Origin of the sequence: Mesorhizobium sp. M0317 (assembly GCF_040321555.1) — a bacterium.
Taxonomy (GTDB): Bacteria; Pseudomonadota; Alphaproteobacteria; order Rhizobiales; family Rhizobiaceae; genus Mesorhizobium.
This window is the reverse complement of record NZ_JAMYRV010000036.1, coordinates 17,525-38,795: the sequence shown is the minus strand read 5'-3', so window position 1 is coordinate 38,795 and position 21,271 is coordinate 17,525. Positions and strand designations below refer to the sequence as shown.

The window sequence follows — 21,271 nt, the reverse complement described above, 5'->3', positions numbered from 1 at the left end:
GATGGCCAGTCAAACCAGTAACTAGCCGTCAGACGAGTACCTCCGGGCGCACTGCCGAGCGATATCTGGGGCATGAGAAAACCCAGGAGATCATCATGAGTGACTTCAACCTTAATGCATTTTCCGAGGCCATCGCCGATCTCGCCGCCAAGGCTGCGCCGGCAACGGCAAGTTTCACCACCCATCACCATCGCACCGCCAGCGCCTTCCACTGGCGTGACGGCTATTTCGTCACCGCCGAGGAAGCTGTCGAGGCCGGTGAGGAGATCGAATTGACATTGGCTTCGGGCGAAGCGGTGAAGGCCGAACTGGTCGGTCGCGATCCGTCGACCGGCGTAGCGCTTCTGAAGCCGGCCGGCGCGGCCGCGGCGCCTGCGCTCGCCAAGGCGGATGGGGTGCGGCCGGGCAACGTCGCCATCGCTGTCGGCAGCAGTCAGGGCTCGGCGCTGGCTGTCTCGGGCTCGGTCGGCGAGGTCGGCCCCGCCTGGCGCTCGATGCGCGGCGGCACCATCGATCGGCGCATCAATCTCGCCGTCAATGCCGGCGGCCGTTTCGAGGGCGGGCCGGTGCTTGACGCCAAGGGCGCGCTGATCGGCATGCTGCTGTTTGGGCCACGTGGTCGTGCGCTGGTCATGCCTTATGAGACGATCGAGCGGGCCGTGGCGACGCTGCGTGAAAAGGGCCATGTCGCGCGCGGCTATCTCGGCGCCGGCCTGCACCCGATCCGTGACGGCGCGGCGCGCGGCGCCATGGTCATGAGCCTCGACGACAATGGTCCGGCCAAAGCCGCCGGCCTTGCGCTGGGCGACATCATCGTGGCGTGGAATGGCGAGGCCGTGCACGGCCCGCGCGAACTGATCCGAAAGCTTGGGCCGGATAGCGCGGGCGCTGCGGTGACGCTCGGCGTGGTGCGCGGCGGCGAGCAGCGCGACGTCGCGCTGACCGTCGGTGAAAAACCGCTGAGCTGAGAGGGCCGATGGAAAGCGACACGCTGACAAGGCCGGAGGCGGGTGGGCCGGAGGTGGGTGGGCCGGAGGTGGCGGGCGGCGGACGCCAGCTCGTGGTGCTGATCGCGCTGCACGATGCCGCGCGTGCCGAGCGCCTGTCAGCTTCGCTTGCCATGGCGGACGATCTGCTTCCGGTCGTAGCCGGCAGCGGGATTGCCGACGTCGCTGTCTTCGATGACGCTGTTGCGAACAGTGCGGCCTGGCTCGATCGAGCCGATGGTGGCAACAGCGCAATCCCACGGGTGCTGCTATCCGCGAGCGCTGGCCGGCCGGAAAACCGGGTGCTTGCCGTGCTGCCTTTGGCGTCGGATGCGAATCTGATCGCGGCTGCCGTCAGACTGGCGGCGGCCGGCTACCGGGTGTCCAGGGATGGGCGTTCGACGCCCGCTCGCCACGACGATTTCGATGCCGCCGCCAACGGCGGAAGCCATAGCGGGCTGTTCGGCGAGGAGCCGTTGGACGATGGCGCTACCGCCCGTCCGGCGCTGTCGCCGCGCGAGGCCGAAGTGCTGGCGCTGCTGGCCGAAGGCGCACCCAACAAGGTGATCGCGCGGCGGCTGAACATCTCCGTGCACACGGCAAAGTTCCACGTCGCCGCGATCCTGATCAAGCTGGGTGCTGCGAACCGCACGGATGCCATCGCGATCGCGATGCGGCAGGGCCTGGTGCTGGTCTAACCCCCTTTTCCGATGAGCCTACGTTGCGTAACCCGTTGCAGGCTGCCGAGGCCTTGCGCAGTGCATTGCCGCCGCGCAATGGTTCGCGTCAGTGATGTAGCAAGGGAGGTGCCAAGACATGTCGCTCAAGGGAAAGACGCTGTTCATCTCCGGCGGGTCGCGCGGCATCGGGCTGGCGATAGCGTTGCGGGCGGCGCGCGACGGCGCCAATGTGACGATCGCGGCCAAGACCGCCGAGCCGCATCCGAAGCTGCCGGGCACGATCTACTCGGCAGCTGAGGAGATCGAGCAGGCCGGCGGCAAGGCGCTGCCTGTTTTGTGCGACATCCGCGAGGAGGCGCAGGTGGCTGAGGCGGTTGCCAAGACCGTCGAAAAGTTCGGCGGCATCGATATCTGCGTCAACAATGCCAGCGCCATCCAGCTCACCGGCACGCTGGAGACGGACATGAAGCGCTACGATCTGATGCACCAGATCAACACGCGCGGCACCTTCCTGGTGTCGAAAATGTGCATTCCGCACCTGAAGTTGGCAAGCAATCCTCACATCTTGAATCTGGCGCCGCCGCTCGACATGAAGGCCAAATGGTTCAAGAACCATGTCGCCTACACCATGGCCAAGTTCGGCATGTCGATGTGCACGCTGGGGATGAGCGCCGAGTTTGCCAAGGACGGCATCGCGGTCAATTCGCTGTGGCCGATCTCGACCATCGACACGGCTGCGGTGCGCAATCTGCTCGGCGGCGCGACGGTGGCGGCGATGAGCCGCTTACCCGACATCATGGCCGATGCCGCACACGCCATCTTCCTGCGCTCATCGCGCGAGACATCAGGCAATTTCTACATCGATGAAGAGGTGCTGCGGGCCGAGGGCGTGACCGATTTCGCGGTCTATGCGCCGGGCGCGACCGGGCCGCTGGCCGGCGACTTTTTCGTGCCGGACGCGGTATTTGCCAATTCGCCGACGAACGTCAAAAGCATCTACTGACGGAAATCACGGGCCGACGGCGCTGCTTCCTCATCCACCTGCCGGCGTTTTTCGAAAAACCAAGCAATTGGCTTTTCGCCCGCTGTGCGGACCAGCCTCACCTCCCCATGAACGGGGAGAAAGGGGCTCATCACTCCTCGCCCTTCTTGCCTTTGCTCAGTCCCATCAGCCGGTCGATATAGGCCAGCATCAGCGCCGAGACGACGAAAGCGAGGTGGATGATGGTCAGCCACATCAGCTGGTCGATCGTATAGGAAGACGAATTCAGGAACACCTGCAACAGGTGGATCGAGGAAATAGCGACGATGGTCGAGGCGACCTTGACCTTCAGCGAACCGACATCGATCGTACCCAGCCAGTGCACACCGCCATCCTGGTCGTCGAAGCGGCTGACGAAATTCTCGTAGCCGGAGATGATCACCATCACCACCAGCGAGGCGACAAGTGCGGCGTCGATGAGGCCGAGCATCTTCAGGATGGTGTCGGTGTCGTCGAGTGTGAAGGCGACCATGACGAACTCGTAGAGTTTTTTGCCGAAGGACAGCGCATAGACGGCGAGCGCCAGGGCCAGCCCGATGTAGAAAACCACCAGCAGCCAGCGTGAGGCGAGGATGATCGATTCGATGGCGAGTTCGAGACGTTTCATGCAGCGGTTCCGGTCAGCTTTCTGAGGTCGACTGGGGTATTTCGATCAGCTTGCCGCAGTTTGCAAGGCAAATTGCGACGCAAAAAAACCCCGCCGGGAGGGCCGGCGGGGTTCAATGCATCCCGCTGGAGTCGGGACGGGGCAGGGAACGCCCAGGCTTGAATCTGGGGAGGGCGGCCGCTCTATTCAATGAGCCGGTTCTAATACCAGTACAATTCTTGCTGAACCGGGATTGCTGTCCGCAGCTCGACCCATCCCGATCTGCCGGGATGGGTCCTTGTTGTCGATCTGATTCCAGAAAGCTGCTCAAGCCATTGGAAAGCAGATCAATTGTTACTCGCCACCGGTGCCACCAGCGAGGTGATGCGACGGATGCCGACACGGCGGTTCTCGCGGTTGGGCGCCGTGGTGTTGACCTTCAGGTATTCCTCGCCATAGCCCTGAGTGGTCAGGTTTTCCGGCGGGATCCCGAAGGCATTGGTCAGCGCTTCGGCGACAGACTCAGCGCGCCGGTCGGACAGAGCAAGGTTTGCTTCCGGCGTGCCAACCGCATCGGTGTGGCCTTCGATCAGGAAGGTTTCGGCCGGGTTCTTCTTCAACAGTTTCTCCATGGCCGTGGCGACGCCTTCCAGTTTCTGCACTTCGGTGTCGGATATCGAGGCCGAGCCGAACTCGAAGTTCAATGTATCGAGGTCGACGCGACGGGCAATGTCGCGCACGCGCGCCGAACGCTTCACTTCGTCGATGGAATAGAGGCGCTGGACCTTCTCCACCGGCGGTTGTTCGAGGAACTCGTAATAATCGTCCGGGCTTTCGACATCTTCCGAATCGAGGATGTACTCGCGGCGCGGGATGGTGAGCCGCATCGGCGGCAGGTCGTCACCGGGATCGCGCCAGTCATTGTCGTCGTCATAGCTGCGCTCGTCGACATAGCTCAGCACATATTCGTGCCCATCCGGCGTGATGCGCGATCGCCTGATGACGTCGCCATTGCGGTTGCGGATGGTGACGATCTGGATGCCATTGTCGCGCTCGACGATTTCCCGAGAGCGATCGCCCGACAGTTCCTCATAGTAAACATTCCTGGCGCCGCGGTGCATGCGCGGAGCGTCATTGCTTTCCACGATCGTCTGGTTGTTGAACTGCAGGATGACGCGGTCGCCGAGTTCCTTGACGACGTCGACGCCTTTCGGACGCCGGCGGTCGCGGACGTTCTCATCGGGTGCACGCTCGACGCGTTTGCCTTTTTCCTCCGTCACCGGGGCGATCTTTTCTGGCTGAATTGCCTGCTGAGCTGACTTGTCGTCGGTGGGCGGCGGTCCCTGGTCGACCGGAGCCGGCTTCGGGGCTTGCGCCTCGGTGCCGCCCTGCGCGGGCTGCTCGCCCGTCTGGCCGCCAGCATTCTGGCCGTTCCCATTTTGGCCGTCGCCATTCTGGCTGTTGCCGCCCTGGTCCTTGCGGTGCTTGCGCCTGGCATCCTTCTGGCTGTCCAGGATGGGTGCTTCGTCGGGGTTGGCCGTGGCTTCGCCTTGCGCCGGCGTCTCACGTTGCGCGGGCTGCTCGGCATTGGCCGGTTGCTCCGCAGGCTGTGGTTCACCGGTCGCAGGCTGCTGTTCGCCCGTCACCGGCTGTTCGCCGACAGTTTTTTTGCCGTGCTTTTTCGCCTGATCCTTCGGCTGTTCACCTTCGGCGGGAGCCGCTTGCTGATCGGCCGGGGGCTGAATCGGCTCGGCCTGCGGCGCGGGCTCTCCGGCAGGCGCAACTTTGACGTCTGGCGCTTTGTCGGCAGGCGCGGCCTCAATCTGCTGATCCTGCTTGCGCTTTTTCTTGCCCGACTTGTTGTCGTTTGCCGGCGCCACCTGTTCGGTGGGCGCTGCCTGCTCGGCAGGCTGCTGGGCCGGCTGTTCAGCGGGCGCCGCTTCGATCTGCTGTTGGTCGCGCTTCTTCTTGCGTGGCTTTAGCGGCTGTTCTTCATTTGCCGGAGCTACCTGTTCGGCCGGTTGTTCAGCCGGTGCTGCCTCGATCTGCTGCTGGTCACGCTTCTTCTTGCGTGGCTTGAGCGGCTGCTCATCGGTCGCCGGCGCTGCCTGGGCGCCGCCCTCATCCGCAGGCGCCGCCTCGATCTGCTGCTGTTGATTGCGCTTCTTTTTGCGCGGCTGCTGTTCCTCGGCGGCAGGTGCGGCCTGTTCGGCCGGGGCCTGCTCGGTCTGCTGCTGATCCCGCTTCTTCCTGCGCGGCTGTTGTTCCTCGGCGGCAGGGGCGGGTTGCTCTGCAGCCGGTGCAGGCTGCTCGGCGGCCGGCGCTGCCTGTTCGGCCTGCTGGCGTTTCTTTTTGCGCGGCAGTTCCTGGTCGGTCTGCTGACCATCTGCAGCAGGGTCGTCCTGGACCAGGATCAGTGGCGCGGCCGTGTGCTGCAAGGGGCCGAAAACGGCGTTGCCCTGCAACGGGGATGCGCCCAACGGCGCGGATGCCATAAGCAGGCCAAGTGCCGTACCTGCCAGTACCCGTGGTTGGCGTTTCATCTTAAATTCTCCTTGTGGGGTCCCATCCCTGCCCAAACTGTCCTTGACCGGATTGGTTCCGGTTTGCGGGCATTACCCGCACCCAAGGACGATTGACCGGCGTTTTGAAGGCAACTTCATGTTTTTCCTATGGTGCGGCCGGAACTTGAAGTCACACAACAGCTTGACCTTGCCGCATGCGGAGGCCACATCTCGACCCATAATGGAAACGCCGTTCTGGAAGACCAAGACGCTGGAAGCGATGACGCCCACCGAGTGGGAATCGCTGTGCGACGGCTGCGGAAAATGCTGCCTGTCTAAACTCGAGGACGAGGACACCGGCGAGATCTACTGGACATCAGTCGGCTGCCGGCTGTTCGATGGGCAAAGCTGCCGCTGTTCGGACTATGCCAACCGGCTGGCGCGCGTGCCGGACTGTGTCGGGCTGACGCCGCAGAATGTGCGCACCATCACGTGGCTGCCGAAAACCTGTGCCTACCGGCTGGTTGCCGAGGGGCACGACCTCTATTGGTGGCACAGGCTGGTGTCGGGAAGTGCCGAGACCGTTCATGATGCCGGCATCTCCATGCGCGGCCGCGTCCGCGCCAGTGAGACCGATCTGGCCGAGCCGGACGACTATTTCGACTATATGCTCGATGACGAGCCCTGAGCATTCTGGAACGGACGCTGCCATAGGGCGTTCTGCGCCATTGGACGTTTTTGACGGTCAGGGTCGTTTGCAGCGGTGGAAGGGGCGGTTGCTTTCAACCTGTCGGGCAGATTAACCGAAAATGAACGGCCGGTTCGCGAAGAGTTCAGATTGCAAGGAGCATTCTCCCCCCATCGGTTCGACCAAGACGGGCGCAAGCCCTCAACAAGGAGAGAAGACAATGTTCAACTCATTCAAGACGGCAGCCCTTTCGGGTCTCGTAGCTCTCGGCACGCTTGCCGCAGTGCCCGCCCAGGCGGACTCGATCTATCTCGGCTTCGGCAACAACCATGACCGCCGCGTCGGCGTCTACACCGGCGACGATGAGGACGGCTTTCGCCGTGACCGCAATTGGCGCCGCTGCTCGCCGGATCGCGCCCTCGACAAGGCCGAGCGCATGGGCCTGCACCGCGTCCGCATCGTCGATGTCAATCGCCGCGTGGTGAAGGTCGCCGGCCGTCAGTATGGCGATCGCGTTGTGATCGTGTTCGCCAATGAGCGCGGCTGCCCGGTTATCTATCGCTAAGAGAACCAGACTGATCTTCTGCGAAGATCAGTCTGGGATACGACCTTCTGCGAAGGTCGATCCGGAGGCATGTTCCTCCGCGAGGATCAGCCTGGAGTAGCGGCATGACCCTTCTAGGGTCAGCCAGGAGCCCCTTTCCCTCCGCGGAAGGGTGCGGCTCGAAAAAACCCCGGAGGCCAGTCCTCCGGGGTTTTTCATGTCGGCGATAGCGGTTCCGGCCGACGGGTTCAGCAGAACCGCACCCGGCCCGGCGGCCTGCTACTTAAGCTCGAATGTCACTGTTACCTGCACGGCGTAGGCATTCTCGCCGGCCTGCACGGGAACCGCGGCGCCTGCCGCATCGAAGGCCTTGGCATTGATCGGCATCGGCGCCGGCGCAACGTTCTGGTCGGTGATTTCCAGCACCCGGCCGATGCTGACGCCGGCGGCTTCGGCCAGCGTCTTGGCCTTGGCCATGGCATCGGCGACCGCCTTCTTGCGGGCTTCGGTGACGGCAGCCTTCGGATCCTCGTTGGAGAACGAAATGCCGCCGCCCTGGTTGACGCCGAGCGACACAGCCTTGTCGAGAACCTCACCTGTTTTGTCGATGTCGCGAATGCGCACCGAGAGTGTGTTGGTCACCTGGTAAGCGACAAGCTCGGCTTCCTGGCTGCCGTCGGGCTTGTTGGTGTAATTGTAACGCGGGTTGATCTGGATGCCGGCGGTCTGCAGGTCGCGATCCTTGATCCCTGCCGACTTCATTGCCGCGATCACGGCGGCCATGGCGTCGTTGTTGGCGTCGAGTGCCGCGCGTGCGGTCTTGGCCTCGCGCATGACGCTGAGCGTCAGCAGCGCCAGGTCGGGCGCCACGGTCGACTGGCCTTCACCCGACACGATGATGCGGGGCGGGGGCAGCGAATCGGCAGCGCTTGCCATCGCCGGAAAAGCGATCGCGGCGGCAAGTGCGAGCGGCAAAATATGTCTGGTCATGAAAATCTCCTCGATGTGCGATCCAGTCGCGCCTGTCGACTAGGGCGCGAATATGGGCTGATTTGGGCGATCTCGGCCAGCCCGTCCGGAAAGCCTTGTGCCGCGCAAGGAAAAACACTAATCCAGCGCGCGTGGGGCCTGTAGCTCAATGGTTAGAGCCGGCGGCTCATAACCGCTTGGTTGGGGGTTCGAGTCCCTCCGGGCCCACCATGACATTTGATTTTGTTATTAAAAATATGCCTCGGCCCAAAACGTTTTGGGCCCATTATGGGCCCGAAGAAAAGGGCACCCGATATGGGACCCTGCTCATGGTCGGTTGATTTCACTTACTTGACGACGCGCAGCCGCTCGCTGCTTCATCGCATCGCGTTTGGTCTCGCGCTCGTTGATGGCGCGGGCTATGTCGACGGCCATTCGCTTCTTGTTAGCCTCCCGGACATATTCGTCCGTCACCGTCATGGAAGAATGCCCCATCGCCTCCATGATGGCACGCGATTGGATGTTGCATTCGGCGAGATACGTGCCGAAGGTGCGGCGTAGCCCGTGGAGAGTGTAGCCCTCCGGAATGCCGGCCTGCTTGTTCCAATGTGCCATCATGCCGGTGAGGCTCTTTTCCGCGAATGGACGCCCATAGGCATTCTTCAGTACCGTTACGCCTTTCGAACGTCGAGCGGCGCCAAGGCTTGCGCCAGCTTGTCGAGGATGGGGATAAACATCTCGCGACCGCCGTGACGGTTGCGGTTCTTCTTCTGCCGGAAATCGAAGGCTTCGATCACCTCTAGGGAGCCATCGAACAGTTCGATCTCCTCGAAAACCAAATCGTCCCATTGCAACGAGGCGATATCGCCTCGTCGGTTGCCGAGCCAAAAGGCGAGCGCGTAACAGGTGCGCGGCGGGGAGCCGATCGGATGGCGCGCCTCGAACTTTTCACGAATGGGGACCGGCCACGCGGGATTGGTGGTGGATTTAGGAATGCGGACGCGGATCGACAGTGAGGGGTTGTTCTGCGGTTTGATCCATTTCTCAACTTCGATCCCCACCCACAGGAGCTTCTTGATTGCGACCAGCAGGTGCTTGGCCACCGTCCGGTTGGCGGCAAAGGCGCTTTCGACAATCGCACGCAGATGGTCGGCGTCGAGATGTTCTACTGGCGTATCGCGCCAAGTCAGCGGGTAGGCAGGTTCGACCTGCATCCTAAGGAAGCGTTCAATCAGCCTGACATTCTTCCGCTGCGTTGCTTCGTCAAAGTCCAGCCATTCCATAGTCCCTTCAAGTCGCCGCGCTGCATGACCGAACGTCTTTGGCAACGCCCGACCGGGTAGGTCGATGATAATTGCCTTCAGGCCCTGGCTCTGGGTCGCCCTTTGTAGGCAGCCTCGAATTCCGGATCACCGGGCTGGCCGGGGAGGCGGATTTCAGGCATTCCCTTTGCACGATAGCGATAGACCGTCTTTCCATTTTTGAGGCGCGACGAAACGCCGGGGAAAGTGTCATCCTTGAATGGCCGGGCGATTAAGCCTCCTTCCAGTCCTCTACCGCCGCTTTTTCACATGCGGAGAGACCTCTATCATCGCTTCAAGCGAAAGGTTTTTGCTTTCGAGGGCAACGCGTAGGAGTTTCGGGTACGGGAAACCTCGACCTTGCTCGATGCCCTCGTATGTGCGTTTCGGTATTCCCAACACCTTCGCTGCACTCTCAGCAGTGAAACCTCCCTTCGAACGCCAGGCTTTCACATCTCGCGCAAGCTTGTCATTCTCGTTCACGTCATCATTCCACTCGGACGATAATGGTACTACGCCCACAGCGTATACGCAATGCGCGTAGCTTCCTATCTTGTTGCCGCCTTCTGCTTACTCCGATCTAACAGTTCTTGGAGGCCGTTATCTTTGTCTGGCAGGGAGGAGAAAGCGATATCGAGGGTGACACGATCCCAAATCGTGCGACTGTTGATGAGCTTAGGGCTCGGCATGCGGCTATCGGCACCGGAGCGATAGCCAAGCCGTTCGGGCGTGCGCTCGCTCTTCGAGGCACCCAGCGCCTCGTTGTGTGCGTCAAGTTCTGCAAAATGGGGCGGCCATGATGCTGGTCATGCGGCTTGGCGCAGAGCGAGCTTCTTGTGCTCGCGCAGGTCGTCCATGTTGATGTATCGGTTGGCCTCCATCCAGTTTTCATTGGTCTCGACGGCCAACGCCCTGACCAGGCGCAGGCAGCTTTCGGTGTTGGGGAAGATGCGTACGACATAGGTGCGCCGGCGGAGTTCCTCGTTGAGCCGCGGCAGGCAGTCGTCGCCGTGCTTCCTCGGCAGATGATCGAGCGCGTTCCTGAGGAAGTGCACGTAGCAGCGTTGCCAGGCGGCTTCGGGGATCACCTCGCCGATCGCTGCCACCAGGCCGGCGTGATCGTCGGACACAACCAACTCGACGCCCTTGAGGCCGCGCGCCTTGAGGCCGACGAGGAAGTCCCTCTAGGCCGAGCGGCTCTCGCGATTGGCCATCTCCACGGCCAGGATCTGGCGCCTTCCGTCCCAGTCGATACCGACCGCGATCAGCACCGCCTGGCTCATGACAACACCGGCTTCACGCACCTTCTCGTAGCGCGCATCGAGGATGAGGTAAGGAAACGGCTCTTGAAGGGGGCGCCTGGCAAAGGCAGCGAGGCTCTCGTCCAGCCGCTTGTTGATGGCCGAGATCGACGAGGCCGAGAAGGCATGGCCGCACAGTTCTTCCGTGATCGCCTTCACCTTGCGGGTCGACACGCCCTGCACATACATCTCCGCCAGTGTCGCCACCAAGGCCCGCTCGGAACGCTGGTAGCGCTCGAACAGCTCGGTGGAGAAGCGCCCGGCCCGGTCCTGCGGAACCCGCAGCTCGAGCTTGCCGACCCGCGTCACAAGGGTACGGCCGTAATAGCCCGAGCGATAGCCAAGCCGTTCGGGCGTGCGCTCGCTCTTCGAGGCACCCAGCGCCTCGTCCATCTCGGCCTCAAGCACCTCCTGCATCACCGCACGGAGCACTTCGTGCAATCCATCCGGGTTCGAAAGCAAAATGTCTTTGACGGCAGCGCTGGCGGTCTTAACTTCAGTCTTGGTCATGGTGGCGTTCCTTCGCGGGAATCAGGTGACGTGAACAATCACCAGCCTGCCATGACCGCCCCCTCTCAGCGAATTTGCAGAACTCTCAGCACACTACCAGTGGTTTCCTGCCAATGTCGGTTTTGCGCTCATCCCTTCCTGCACACGTCGATGCGGCCTTGCCGGCGCCGCGCATCCGCTTCTCTCCAGGCGGCTGGCAGGTCCCCAACATGTCCTTGATGTGCCGCGAACGAGCCGCGGCCGCCAGCAAGGGTCCAAGCGATTCTAAGAGGCATTTTGCGCAGCAGATGTTTCAGGGTAAGGTCTGGAAGGAATACGACTGCACCGAAGCCCTTAGCCGCTCGCGGGCGTTGTAGATGAGTGCGGATCTCGTCGGTGGCGCGTTCGCCAACGTTGTCTCAGATGTAGAACACGGCGACAGCGGCAAGGATCAACAGAACTAATCGCATGATCTGCGCCTCGGTAACGTGGTTTGCCCACGGCGCCTTAAGCTAGTTGAAGGTTTCGGCCCGAGTCCGCGCGCATCCTCAACACCAGCAGGCGCGTCGCTGCGAATGGCGTCGAAACAATAAGCGCCATAGTGGTATTGACTAAGAGCGACAGCAAACAGATCGAGCTTTGGGCGTAGCAAACGGATTCCATGACGTTCCCCTTTTCCATCGTTACTGGTGGCCTCCGTGCGGCAAGAATGATCCTGGTTCACGAGAAATACAAGCAGTTGCTAATACGTTGATATTTCCCCTAGGGTTGGGGCAACGATGCGAAATCGACGCCGGTCAGTTGTTTGGATAGCGATTGCCCTTGTCCTGGCGGCGTTGGCGATCACGGCGGCGATCATTGGCTTTCAGAATTTACGGCGCTCGTCACCGATCATGGTCTCGGCTGTCTCGGCCTTTAATAGTGGGGGGCTCGTCCCTGGCCCCACGGTTAAGGCGCCCTCGAAAAACCTTGGTGCTGTTGCTACCGGTAGGGATATCTGGCTCGAAGTCTCATGGAAGTTTTTCGGGGAGTTGCGGACGCTGGATACCGTAACTGTCGGCGACCTTCGGGCAAGGCGCCTGGTGCGCAGTCATGATGTGCCCTCAAGCGCCAATTCCGAGATCTGGTTCATATCAGCCGGCAGCGGCGACATATTGGAAAACACAACGTCGACCGACATTGGGTTCACTCTTGATGGCGGCAACCCGTCTGTCACGGCGTAGATTTACAGAGTGGTTGGAGCTTCTGAGATACCTGCCGCCACAGCTGCAAAAAGCGGCGACAGGCTACCATCACCATTCCAGCCGATGGCATCGCTTTTATCTCGCTCATCGCTTCCGGCACCACCTCCGGCTCCCTGAGCAATGTCACCGAAGATTTTAGTGCCCTTTGTGAAAGGATTTCCTTGGCATCCATGCATCAACAAGTTCGACCTCCGCTGAATCAGAGACTGCTACGTTTTCCGGAAACTCAACGGCAGATTTTGCTGCTGTCGCACTTCAGCCGGCCGCAGCGAGATAGCTAACCAGCCGCGCCATTCCAAAGCCAACGCCTAGGCCCACAGCGAGGCCAAGGAACAGCTTGGCGGGAAGATCGAGGGCAAAGCGCGGACTGGGCGCCACACGTCTGAGCGGGGCTCTCTGAGGGCGTTGGCGATATCATCAAACACCGTTTCCATGGAATGATTCTAGATCGGAACTCCGGAAATGTGAATCCCCTGTTTGTTCCACTGTCGCCCCATTGGGCAACCTGCACGGTTCGCCCGAAACGTGCAGGCAGCAAAGGTGGCTTAACCCACCACTCTGAAGCCACTCGACTTCAGCGACGCTAGTGCCGTCTCTGCAAAGGTCGCGCAATTGTCCGAAGGATCATTGTTTTCATAGAGCGTGGATTGATAGGCTGCTGCTATGCCTTCAAAAATGGCGGTTAGAACTTGGTCGGGGCCTCTGGCGGCGTCAGCGGCCGGTTCAACAGTCATCTTTGGTGTTTCTGGGTGTTTGCCTTCCATGAGGAACTCGAGGAGCGCCGACACCAGCCACTCGGCGCTGTCCCTGTCCAGGGTCCCGCGAGACTCGGCCGGGCTCGCATCACCTCGCCGGTCGGTGCGAGCCCACAATCGCGGCCATCTGGTCCGCTGCTTGAGCTTGGGCTTCATCAGAATGGAGGGCGACATGGTTCATCCGAATGTGGAAATTTGCGTTGGGGGGAGGTGAGAATGAGGCTACCAGGAAATGTGTTGGCTGGGAGAACGTCGAGGTGCAGTGCGGTCCGCGAAAGGGATCAATGAGGTTGAATGCACAGAACGTGCCGCCAAGACAGCCAGGTTGAAATCGCTCCGCTTGGCTCAGATCTTGCCAGAGGCCGACCCGCACTTTTCATTCAACGAGGAACTCGACTGCTCGGTACTTGTCGCCGTGCTGGCTCGGGAACCGCATAATTATCCAGAGCGGCCCGAATCCCATTCTTTCCGGCGGCTGCCCCTGCGACGAGGCCTTTGATCTCCTGAAGCAGTCGCCGTTAGGCTTTGTCAACAATCGGCTTTTTTCGCAGTGGCGACCTCCACATGGCTCTCAACAACGCGCACGTGCTCGGCGTCGACAGTCACCAGTGGCCGGAGGCTGACGGTTACCTTGTCGCCGTCGATGCGCGTGACCGGGCCGACTAATTCCATATGCTGGCCGATCACGGCCTTCGAAGTCGAATCGACAACCGAATGCGGAAGTCATAGGAGGGAATCGTCACGCTTATGCGATCGGGTGTCACTCGGCCGCGTGCGGGTGCGGAGAGTTGCTAACAAATGAGCGTCCGTGGCCTGAAGTTTCTCGATAAGTGGGTAGCCGAACAACTGCCCATTGTGGAGACCCCATCTCGGTTGGCGACTTGAAAGACCAGTTGATGACAGCTGCCGAGAAGGCCGGCATTCCTGCCGACGAGATCAACGGCGAGCTTGAAAGCGTCTTCGAATTGATTATCGAAGTGAATCGTCGTGGCGCCGAAAGGGTGGACTTAGCCTGAAGGCTTCCCCGACGTGCCAGTCATGTCCTACATGCCGGACTGCCTGACAAGGGGGCTCGCTTACCTAACCGGCCAGCGCCAGGCCAATGCCATCTCAGAGCAAATGTAGATCGAAACCGCGAATCCGTGAATCCCCGGTTTGTTCTGGTCATGGCTTCTGCGCCGGTCCGGTCACACAGCGCTGGTGCGTTCACCCCTCCGGCTGGGTAGGGTCCGGTTCTTGGTCCCGCTCTCGTTGTTTTTCGAGGAACAGCTTGGCGAGTTCGCCCCACTCAGGATGATCCGTGGTTTTATGCTCTTCTACGAACTCGAGGAAAGCCTTGCGCAAAGCGTCAAGGTCGAAAACCCCAAGATGCTCGCCCATACCGTCGTCCATGCCCGCGCCTCTCAACGGTATTAGCTTGTCCTCTCGATTGAGCCTTCAAGAGGGATTCCCTGAGTTTCGGCTTGGGAGCGCCTACATGGTTAATTGCGTGATCGCTAATATGATTATATCTTAGGCAGCGCGGGGGCTGTTCCCGCGCGGTGGCCGGTGCGGCCCCCACACCAAAGACTGCAGCGGCCATTTCTATGGATGGGTAGCGCTAACCGATGCGACATCATGCGGCAGCGATATTTTAGAATCAGCTAATTGCGCAATCGCTAAATTAATGAAATGCGTGAGGAATGTATTTTCCACAGTTTCTGGTCGGCATGTCTGCCACTGCGATCATTGTGGCGATCTGGACCTACATCGAAGCCGGTTCAATTTGGAGCGCGCTCGGCTGTGCGGTCCTTGCGCTGATCGTTCTGCAAGTCGGGTACGCCGGGCTGGTCGTTTGCTTGATATACTGGCGATCATCGGAAGCGGCTGACTCGACTAGTCGAATTTCGGTCGCGGCTCAAGAGAACCTCGACGGCATCTGATAGCCCGCGACCGTCTCGGCACGGTCACGTGGCCCTGGGGCAGCAGTTTTGCCTCGCAGTGCCGCCAGCAAGTGGGCCTACAACGTGTTTGCGGTGACAGACACCTACCCCGAGCTTCGGGCTGAAAACCTTATCATTGATCCAGACGCGGAACTGGAGGACGGGTGCGTTGTGCTCGCTATGTTTGGAGGCGGTCATCCGCAAACCATGAGCTGGCGCAACAATCACGGGCGAGGCTATGGGGGCCGCTTTGCCGCCAAGGGAAGTCTGGACGAGACGTTCCTTCTCGATCCCCTGGTGTGCGGACGAGGGCCATCTTCTTGCATTCGCATCCTCGGCCGGGTGTTCGGCGACCGGCGGCGCTTCCCGCGCTACAGAACCTGGAACGATCCAGTTTAATTCTCGAAGAATTTGGCTCGCAGCCTTACGGTGGCGGGCTTTTTTGTTGCTCAGCCCCAACGTCTCGACGCCGGGCTGCGGAACGCAAACGTCGTGATCTCGTCACGGGAAATCCCGATGTCACTGAGCATGTCGTCTGGTGACGCGCTCAACTCGTCCGTTGCCTTCAACAGCGCGTTCTGCTCGGCTCGATGACGGACCCAATCGGCAAGGGGACCAACTGCGACAAGAGGAAGATTCACAAGCATAGGAAGGTTCACAAGCATCGGACCACTCCCTTTACCCCTGCAGGAAACTGCACGTAGCCTACGCCGATACGTCGGTGCGTCTGTGACAAACCTCACAGATCGATCCGAACGGGCAAAAACTGCCCGGATGCCTGACGGTGGCGGGCTTTTTATATATTAGCAATGCATAAAATTAGAGAAGGTTCATGGCATGGTTGTTAGCAAACTCGCTGCTATCGTGCGACGCAGGTCTCGGTGGATGGTGTGCTGGAATGCGCGGGGCTGGATGGATCAGGGGTCTGATGGAAGCTGACGCTCGCGATCTGCGGAGCGAGATCAGTCGGCTCCAAATAGACTTGATCGCTGCCGCCAACTCTCAGGGCAAATCCAGGCTGCATGACGTCGCGCACACACTGCGATGCCAGAAGGCGCGGCTGGAACGTCTGGAGGAGTGCCTCGCTTCAATGACGTCGAATGTCCGGCCAGAGGCATCCGCAACCCCGCCCCATGAAGGCCGGCCGTAAACGGCAGCTCATCATTTCCGAAAGAGAACCCGCTGCCTCACGGTGGCGGGCTTTTTATTGCTCAGCCCCTTGCCGGCGTGGAATAGCTAGCCCGTTGCGCATCAGAGGAAATTCTCAATACCGCCATAGCCCGTTACTCGGCTGACGATGTGGAATACGATCGAGCAGATCGCCGCGATTGAGATCGGCACGCCGAACGGCACAACACCCTTGCGATCGAGATGCTCGGCGTAAAAGCGAAAGGCACCGGCAGGCAGCATGAAGGGATTCTTCACGATCAAGGCCGTGCCCAGGGCGAAAACCAGCAGCAGCAGGGAAAACACGACGAGATCGGTTCCGCCGATAACGAACGGAATGACTGCCATCAGCTTGACATCGCCGGCGCCGACCTTGCGCAAGGCCCAGAACGGGAAGAGCGCAAGAAATAGCACGAGGCCGGCTAGCGCGCTCAGGCCCATGTCCCACCACGATCCCAAGAGAATCGACAGGAACTGCAGCGATCCCAGCCCGATGCACAAAAGCAGCACCACATCACGATTGGAAATTTTCTGGGTCGTGAAGTCCAGCCATGCAATCCTCGCGAGAAGCGGGAGGGCGAGCGCCTTTAGCAGCAGCGACGCGGCAAGCAGCATGTTGGGGCTCTACCGCTCGATGTTCTGCACGCTGGACGACAGGAGCTTCAGATTGTTGACCACGGTCGGGTCGTTGGGCGCCAGTTCGTAGGCCTTGAGGAAATTCGCGCGTGCGTCCTGCAGCTTGCCGCGCAGCAAATAGGAATAGCCGACATTGTTGTAATATTCAGGCGTCGCCCCAACCAGCCTGAAGGCGCGGCCATAGGCCCGGTCGGCGAGGTCGAAACGATGAATTCGGTCGCAGGAGGCGGCCAGTCCCATCCAGGCGCCACCATCATTGGGGGCCAGTTGCGTCGCCTTGAAGAACAAGGCACCGGCATTGCCGTAATTTTCCGCGCGGAACTGGTTCTTGGCCTCGGCGACGGCCTGGTCCGAAGCGTAATATTCGACATCACCTACCGTCTTCAGTCCGTCGAACGCATCGCCGAAGGACGTGACATCACCTTTCGATGGTTCGTTGGTGCGAACGACACCATCGGTGCCGTCAGCCCCGTTCGTCTGGCAGCCAGCAAGCATGACGGCCAGCAAACTGGCGGCCGTTGCAAGGCGCATTGGCCTTCTCATCTTCTCTCCCGAGAGTCTCAGACTCTATTTAGAACCAAAGCATATACGACTTTAGAAGAAAACGCCCCTCATGCGAATGATCACAGGCAATAGGATGACCATGAGCACAACGGGAAAGACACAGAGTCCCAACGGGATCATCATTTTGACCGGCAAGGAATTGGCGCGTTCCTCGGCGCGAAAGATCCGCGCGCTTCGCATCTCGTCGCTATAAACTCGCAAAGCTTCGGTCAGGCTGGTGCCAAGTTCCTCTGACTGCCTGAAAAGCACAGCCAAAGTCCGCGCCTCATCAAGTCCCAGGCGGTCGGCGAGTTCACGCAGCGCATCCCGCATCGGCTTGCCGGCGCGCATTTGCAAATTCATGATCGAAAGCTGAATACCCAGCCATTTATGGGTGCCGGCCAGTTCTTGGCTGACGCGCTCGACAGCCGCCTCCAAACTCATGCCGGCGTCGGCGCAGGTGATCATCATGTCCATGAAGTCGGGAAAGCCGCGTTGGTAAACCTGCTTTTGCCCCCTCTCGAAGCGATCCAGCATAACGCTTGGAATCACCAGGCAGGCGAGACCGAACAGAGCGGATCCGATGAAAGCTAGGAAACTCGGCAAGGTGGGCGGCAGGACCCGAGACAAAATCGCGTAGCAAGCCAGGAAGCCAAAACACACCACGCCAAGTCGCGACAACGTATAGAGCAGCGGCGAACTGGCTTTATAGAAACCAGCACGGAAAAGCTTGGCTTCCAATGCATTCGGCTCTCCGCGCGCTTTCTCGACAGAGCGGAAATAGGCTTCGATCGGACGCTGGGCAGCGATCCTCGCGAGCTTCTCCTGTCCCAGCAAAGACCGGCGGTCAGCAATGCCTTCGGCAATAAGGCTCTGCGCCACCAGCTTTCGCGTCTGCAGCGCCGGAAGAAAGATGAGCGCTCCAAAAAGGAACAGGGCCACCGCGGTCAAAAACACCGCAATGGAGATCAAAAAACTCAGGTCCTGCATGTTCGCGAACAAATCTGTGCTTCGCCCCGTTAGATATCGAAGTTGACCATTCGATACATCATGTAGTCGCCCAACAGCGCCCAGCCCGCTGAAATTGTCATCGCCGGCAACATAAGCGGATTGTTCCAGACGGTGCCATAGTAGGAGGGCGCGGTGACCTGAAGCGCCAGGAACATCACCACGGGAAACAAGGATATGATCCAGGCCGACATTCGGCCTTCCGCCGTAAGCGCTTTGATCTTCAAGCGCAGTTTTTGCCGTTCACGCAGGACCGACGCAAGATTTCCCAGAATTTCGGTGAGATTGCCGCCGGTCTTGGATTGGATAGAGAGTGAGACCGACAGCAAATGCAAACCCTCGAAGCCGACCCGCTCCGACAACTTCCGTACCGCCTGCTCAAGGCTGAGACCGAAAGTGATCTCGTCGGACACGATGCCGAATTCGGTTCCGAGCGGGTCGGGCATCTCACGTGCGACCAAGCTGATTGCCACCGATGCCGGATGACCGGCCCTCAGCGACCGTACGATCATGTCAAGAGCGTCAGGAAGTTGCTGGGCGAATTTGCGGATTCGCCTGTTGCGCGCTCGCCGTAGAACCAGCAAGGGCAGCACGAAGCCGATGACGAAAAAGGCCACAATCCCCAGAACCACCGGCAGGGCGGTCAGTAACCAGAGGAGAAGCCCTGCAACCGCTCCCGCTAACAGAAAGATTGTTGCGAAGAGGATTGGATTCCCCGTGGTACCCGACTGCGTATAAAGCCTGTTTAAGCCTACTGCTCCGAAAAGGTAGTCGCCGGTGTTGGTCAGGCCTCGCTCGAGCAAAAGACCTTGCAGTGTCTGTTCTGCCGGCCCCTCCTCTTCGAGCCGCTTTAGTCGGCGATTGATAACTCCGACCCTTGCATACCGCGCGGAATACGACACGTAGAGAGACTCGACCGCTAGGATTACCGAGGCGGCTGCCAATACGTAGACGAAATAAAGCAGGGTCTGTCCGGTCAGCATCACAGCGCAACCTGCGGATTGAATGCATCCTTAGCGAAATGATGTCCCAGCGTAGCCGCTTCCGTGGCAAAGCGCGGTCGGACACCCGTTGCCCGAAAATCTCCGATGATGGTGCCGTCGGCTGCGACGTCACGCCGGACAAAATGATAGATTTCCTGGAGCTGGACGACATTGCCTTCCATGCCGGTCAGTTCGGATACGGAGACAACCCGCCTGCCGCCATCGGAAAGACGCTGCGTCTGCACGATGATGTCGATGGCGGATGCGATCTGTGCCCGGATGGCATCATGGGTCATCGGCATTCCGGCCATGCCGACCATCTGTTCCAGGCGCGATATCGCATCTCGCGGCGTGTTTGCATGGATGGTGGTCATCGACCCCTCATGGCCGGTGTTCATGGCCTGCAGCATGTCAAAGGCTTCTTCGCCACGCACCTCGCCGACGATGATGCGGTCGGGTCGCATGCGCAGTGCATTCTTGAGCAGCTCGCGCTGGCGAACCTCACCCTTGCCCTCGGTATTGGGTGGGCGCGTCTCCAGCCGGCCGACATGCGGCTGCTGCAATTGCAGTTCAGCTGCATCCTCAATGGTGATCAAGCGCTCCTTCGAAGGGATGTAGCTGGACAACGCGTTGAGCAAGGTCGTCTTGCCGCTGCCGGTGCCGCCCGAAACCAGGATGGATTTGCGCGACTGCACGGCGATCCGGAGCAAGTCGATCATGGGGGGACGGATCGAGTTGAATGCCATCAGGCGTTCGAGCGAGTAGGGATTTTTTGAGAACTTTCGAATCGAGACCAGCGGGCCATCCACCGAGATCGGCCGCACCGCGATGTTGACGCGCGACCCGTCTGCCAGGCGGGCGTCGACCATCGGCGCGGATTCATCGACACGGCGGCCGATCGCCGAAACGATCTTGTTGATGATGCGCAGCAGATGCGCCTCGTCACGAAAACGAATCGGAGTTTCCTCGATCACGCCGCGCCGCTCAATGAAGACTCGGTTGTGCGTGTTGATCAGGATATCAGCGATGGAGTCGTCCTTGAGCAGCGGTTCGATTGGCCCCAGGCCAAGCATCTCGTCGGCGGTGTCGCTGGTCAATTGATCAAGTTCACGTGCATTCAGCGGCACGTTTCGAATGCGGACAAATTCCCGCACGATCGGCCTGATTTCGTTGAGGATCTCGTCCTTGGTTGCCGTTTCGAGCGCGGCCAGATTGAAGCGGTCGATCAGATGGCGGTGGATCTCGACCTTGAGCGTCAGGAAATCGTCGCCATGTTGTTCAAAGTCTGGCGCCGGGATCGGTGTCGCATTTGACACCGCCACAGCGATCAGTGGCGGCGCTTCTGCCCGCGGCTCATTTGGTCCTTTGATAAAGCGGCCCAACATCGCTCAAGCCCCCCCTGAAATTCCCCAGGATCAGAAACTAAGCGTTAACCAAGAGAGGCACAAGCGCCGAGCGAGGCGGTGGACGCTTATTACTTACAACATAGTTAAAGCCGGTGCGCAAAAAAATCGATTTTGTTGCAACGCTGCGCTCGGCCGCCATCACGAACCACCCCCGACTATTCGACATCACGGAATATTTCACATCGCAACGAACGGCATACAAGTGGGAGATGGTCGTAAGCCACTATATAAATGAATATGCTGATTCGCTAAATTGACTCGCTTTTCGCCGTAGATGCGGTCACATGGTGAATGAAAGGTTCACGGTGCTTGAAAAAAAAGCCAAATCAAGCTCTCGCTAGAGTTAAATTGGCCCCGGAACTCAATATTCAGGTATTTGAAGGCCAACAAACAGTTAATCGGTTTGACTTTGCTTTTTCGTACGACCTAGGCTCCGGGTGATGCCGGGATGCATGAGTATGGATTTCATCCTTGGCCCGTCTCTTGGCAACAATGTAGCGGACGCCGAAACCGCCAT

General features: G+C 60.0%; 24 protein-coding genes, 1 tRNA gene and 1 pseudogene. 10 read left to right on the top strand and 16 right to left on the bottom strand.

Features of this window, described 5'->3' with window-relative positions:
• Nucleotides 1-95 precede the first annotated feature (95 nt).
• The 3 genes from NKI88_RS22625 (at nt 96) to NKI88_RS22615 (ending at nt 2,669) form a co-directional block, all read left to right on the top strand.
• The gene (locus NKI88_RS22625) at nt 96-968 is read left to right on the top strand and encodes a S1C family serine protease (protein ID WP_352499858.1); all 873 of its coding nucleotides are present in this window, start codon (nt 96-98) and stop codon (nt 966-968) included.
• A gap of 8 nt (nt 969-976) precedes the next feature.
• Nucleotides 977-1,684: a helix-turn-helix transcriptional regulator gene (locus tag NKI88_RS22620; protein ID WP_196814968.1), complete on the top strand. Its 708-nt coding sequence runs from the start codon at nt 977-979 to the stop codon at nt 1,682-1,684.
• A 118-nt stretch (nt 1,685-1,802) separates the two neighbouring features.
• Entirely contained in the window at nt 1,803-2,669 is an 867-nt protein-coding gene (locus NKI88_RS22615; protein ID WP_352657326.1) for an SDR family oxidoreductase, read from the top strand.
• 130 nt (nt 2,670-2,799) lie between these two features.
• Here NKI88_RS22615 and NKI88_RS22610 read toward each other — a convergent pair whose 3' ends face one another.
• Together NKI88_RS22610 and NKI88_RS22605 are read right to left on the bottom strand one after the other, a co-directional pair.
• Nucleotides 2,800-3,315 (bottom strand): TIGR00645 family protein, encoded by a 516-nt coding sequence (locus NKI88_RS22610; protein WP_023672463.1) that lies wholly within the window; start codon nt 3,313-3,315, stop codon nt 2,800-2,802.
• 326 nt (nt 3,316-3,641) lie between these two features.
• On the bottom strand, nt 3,642-5,837 hold the full coding sequence (locus tag NKI88_RS22605) for an OmpA family protein (RefSeq protein ID WP_023691506.1): 2,196 nt from the start codon (nt 5,835-5,837) through the stop codon (nt 3,642-3,644).
• 202 nt (nt 5,838-6,039) lie between these two features.
• Here NKI88_RS22605 and NKI88_RS22600 point away from each other — a divergent pair, with 202 nt between their 5' ends.
• Nucleotides 6,040-6,486 carry a YcgN family cysteine cluster protein gene (locus NKI88_RS22600; protein ID WP_023672465.1) on the top strand — a complete coding sequence of 149 codons (447 nt, stop codon included), beginning with the start codon at nt 6,040-6,042 and terminating at the stop codon, nt 6,484-6,486.
• A gap of 220 nt (nt 6,487-6,706) precedes the next feature.
• Nucleotides 6,707-7,051, top strand: a complete 345-nt coding sequence (locus NKI88_RS22595) for a hypothetical protein (RefSeq protein ID WP_023713887.1) — start codon at nt 6,707-6,709, stop codon at nt 7,049-7,051.
• A 258-nt stretch (nt 7,052-7,309) separates the two neighbouring features.
• On the opposite strand, the gene NKI88_RS22590 is transcribed toward NKI88_RS22595, so the two are convergent.
• Entirely contained in the window at nt 7,310-8,020 is a 711-nt protein-coding gene (locus NKI88_RS22590; protein ID WP_023705824.1) for an SIMPL domain-containing protein, read from the bottom strand.
• A 134-nt stretch (nt 8,021-8,154) separates the two neighbouring features.
• On the opposite strand from NKI88_RS22590, the gene NKI88_RS22585 reads away from it, so the two are divergent.
• Nucleotides 8,155-8,230 (top strand) — tRNA-Ile (locus tag NKI88_RS22585).
• Between the two features lie 96 nt (nt 8,231-8,326).
• On the opposite strand, the gene NKI88_RS22580 is transcribed toward NKI88_RS22585, so the two are convergent.
• The 4 genes and pseudogenes from NKI88_RS22580 to NKI88_RS22565 form a co-directional block, all read right to left on the bottom strand.
• Nucleotides 8,327-8,617: a tyrosine-type recombinase/integrase gene (locus NKI88_RS22580; RefSeq protein ID WP_502909486.1), complete on the bottom strand. Its 291-nt coding sequence runs from the start codon at nt 8,615-8,617 to the stop codon at nt 8,327-8,329.
• Between the two features lie 53 nt (nt 8,618-8,670).
• Entirely contained in the window at nt 8,671-9,282 is a 612-nt protein-coding gene (locus NKI88_RS22575; RefSeq protein ID WP_352657323.1) for a site-specific integrase, read from the bottom strand.
• A gap of 270 nt (nt 9,283-9,552) precedes the next feature.
• Nucleotides 9,553-9,783 carry a helix-turn-helix domain-containing protein gene (locus NKI88_RS22570; RefSeq protein ID WP_084566247.1) on the bottom strand — a complete coding sequence of 77 codons (231 nt, stop codon included), beginning with the start codon at nt 9,781-9,783 and terminating at the stop codon, nt 9,553-9,555.
• A 323-nt stretch (nt 9,784-10,106) separates the two neighbouring features.
• Nucleotides 10,107-11,111, bottom strand: a pseudogene (locus NKI88_RS22565) (IS256 family transposase).
• A gap of 758 nt (nt 11,112-11,869) precedes the next feature.
• On the opposite strand from NKI88_RS22565, the gene NKI88_RS22560 reads away from it, so the two are divergent.
• Nucleotides 11,870-12,313, top strand: a complete 444-nt coding sequence (locus NKI88_RS22560; protein WP_352657320.1) for a hypothetical protein — start codon at nt 11,870-11,872, stop codon at nt 12,311-12,313.
• Here NKI88_RS22560 and NKI88_RS22555 read toward each other — a convergent pair.
• Both NKI88_RS22555 and NKI88_RS22550 read right to left on the bottom strand, forming a co-directional pair.
• The gene (locus NKI88_RS22555; RefSeq protein ID WP_352657318.1) at nt 12,303-12,506 is read right to left on the bottom strand and encodes a hypothetical protein; all 204 of its coding nucleotides are present in this window, start codon (nt 12,504-12,506) and stop codon (nt 12,303-12,305) included. The genes NKI88_RS22560 and NKI88_RS22555 overlap by 11 nt on opposite strands.
• A gap of 373 nt (nt 12,507-12,879) precedes the next feature.
• The gene (locus tag NKI88_RS22550; protein ID WP_352657315.1) at nt 12,880-13,263 is read right to left on the bottom strand and encodes a hypothetical protein; all 384 of its coding nucleotides are present in this window, start codon (nt 13,261-13,263) and stop codon (nt 12,880-12,882) included.
• A gap of 707 nt (nt 13,264-13,970) precedes the next feature.
• On the opposite strand from NKI88_RS22550, the gene NKI88_RS22545 reads away from it, so the two are divergent.
• A complete protein-coding gene (locus NKI88_RS22545) occupies nt 13,971-14,105 on the top strand; it encodes a DUF768 domain-containing protein (protein WP_023680989.1) in 135 nt (44 codons plus the stop codon).
• A 190-nt stretch (nt 14,106-14,295) separates the two neighbouring features.
• Here the strand turns inward: NKI88_RS22545 and NKI88_RS22540 are convergent, their stop codons facing one another.
• Nucleotides 14,296-14,481, bottom strand: a complete 186-nt coding sequence (locus NKI88_RS22540) for a hypothetical protein (RefSeq protein WP_023738765.1) — start codon at nt 14,479-14,481, stop codon at nt 14,296-14,298.
• Between the two features lie 290 nt (nt 14,482-14,771).
• Here NKI88_RS22540 and NKI88_RS22535 point away from each other — a divergent pair, with 290 nt between their 5' ends.
• The gene (locus tag NKI88_RS22535; protein WP_352657311.1) at nt 14,772-15,011 is read left to right on the top strand and encodes an exopolysaccharide production repressor protein; all 240 of its coding nucleotides are present in this window, start codon (nt 14,772-14,774) and stop codon (nt 15,009-15,011) included.
• 93 nt (nt 15,012-15,104) lie between these two features.
• On the top strand, nt 15,105-15,410 hold the full coding sequence (locus tag NKI88_RS22530) for a hypothetical protein (protein ID WP_352657308.1): 306 nt from the start codon (nt 15,105-15,107) through the stop codon (nt 15,408-15,410).
• 50 nt (nt 15,411-15,460) lie between these two features.
• Here the strand turns inward: NKI88_RS22530 and NKI88_RS22525 are convergent, their stop codons facing one another.
• From NKI88_RS22525 to NKI88_RS22500, 6 genes are all read right to left on the bottom strand, one after another.
• The gene (locus tag NKI88_RS22525; RefSeq protein ID WP_352657306.1) at nt 15,461-15,676 is read right to left on the bottom strand and encodes a hypothetical protein; all 216 of its coding nucleotides are present in this window, start codon (nt 15,674-15,676) and stop codon (nt 15,461-15,463) included.
• 586 nt (nt 15,677-16,262) lie between these two features.
• Nucleotides 16,263-16,793: an A24 family peptidase gene (locus NKI88_RS22520; RefSeq protein WP_352657303.1), complete on the bottom strand. Its 531-nt coding sequence runs from the start codon at nt 16,791-16,793 to the stop codon at nt 16,263-16,265.
• 9 nt (nt 16,794-16,802) lie between these two features.
• Nucleotides 16,803-17,357 carry a tetratricopeptide repeat protein gene (locus NKI88_RS22515; protein ID WP_023738769.1) on the bottom strand — a complete coding sequence of 185 codons (555 nt, stop codon included), beginning with the start codon at nt 17,355-17,357 and terminating at the stop codon, nt 16,803-16,805.
• A gap of 51 nt (nt 17,358-17,408) precedes the next feature.
• Nucleotides 17,409-18,359 (bottom strand): type II secretion system F family protein, encoded by a 951-nt coding sequence (locus NKI88_RS22510; RefSeq protein ID WP_352657300.1) that lies wholly within the window; start codon nt 18,357-18,359, stop codon nt 17,409-17,411.
• Nucleotides 18,360-18,376: 17 nt separating this feature from the next.
• Nucleotides 18,377-19,348: a type II secretion system F family protein gene (locus NKI88_RS22505; RefSeq protein ID WP_023738771.1), complete on the bottom strand. Its 972-nt coding sequence runs from the start codon at nt 19,346-19,348 to the stop codon at nt 18,377-18,379.
• A complete protein-coding gene (locus tag NKI88_RS22500; protein WP_352657297.1) occupies nt 19,348-20,733 on the bottom strand; it encodes a TadA family conjugal transfer-associated ATPase in 1,386 nt (461 codons plus the stop codon). Before NKI88_RS22500 ends, NKI88_RS22505 begins: the two co-directional genes overlap by 1 nt.
• Nucleotides 20,734-21,271 lie beyond the last annotated feature (538 nt).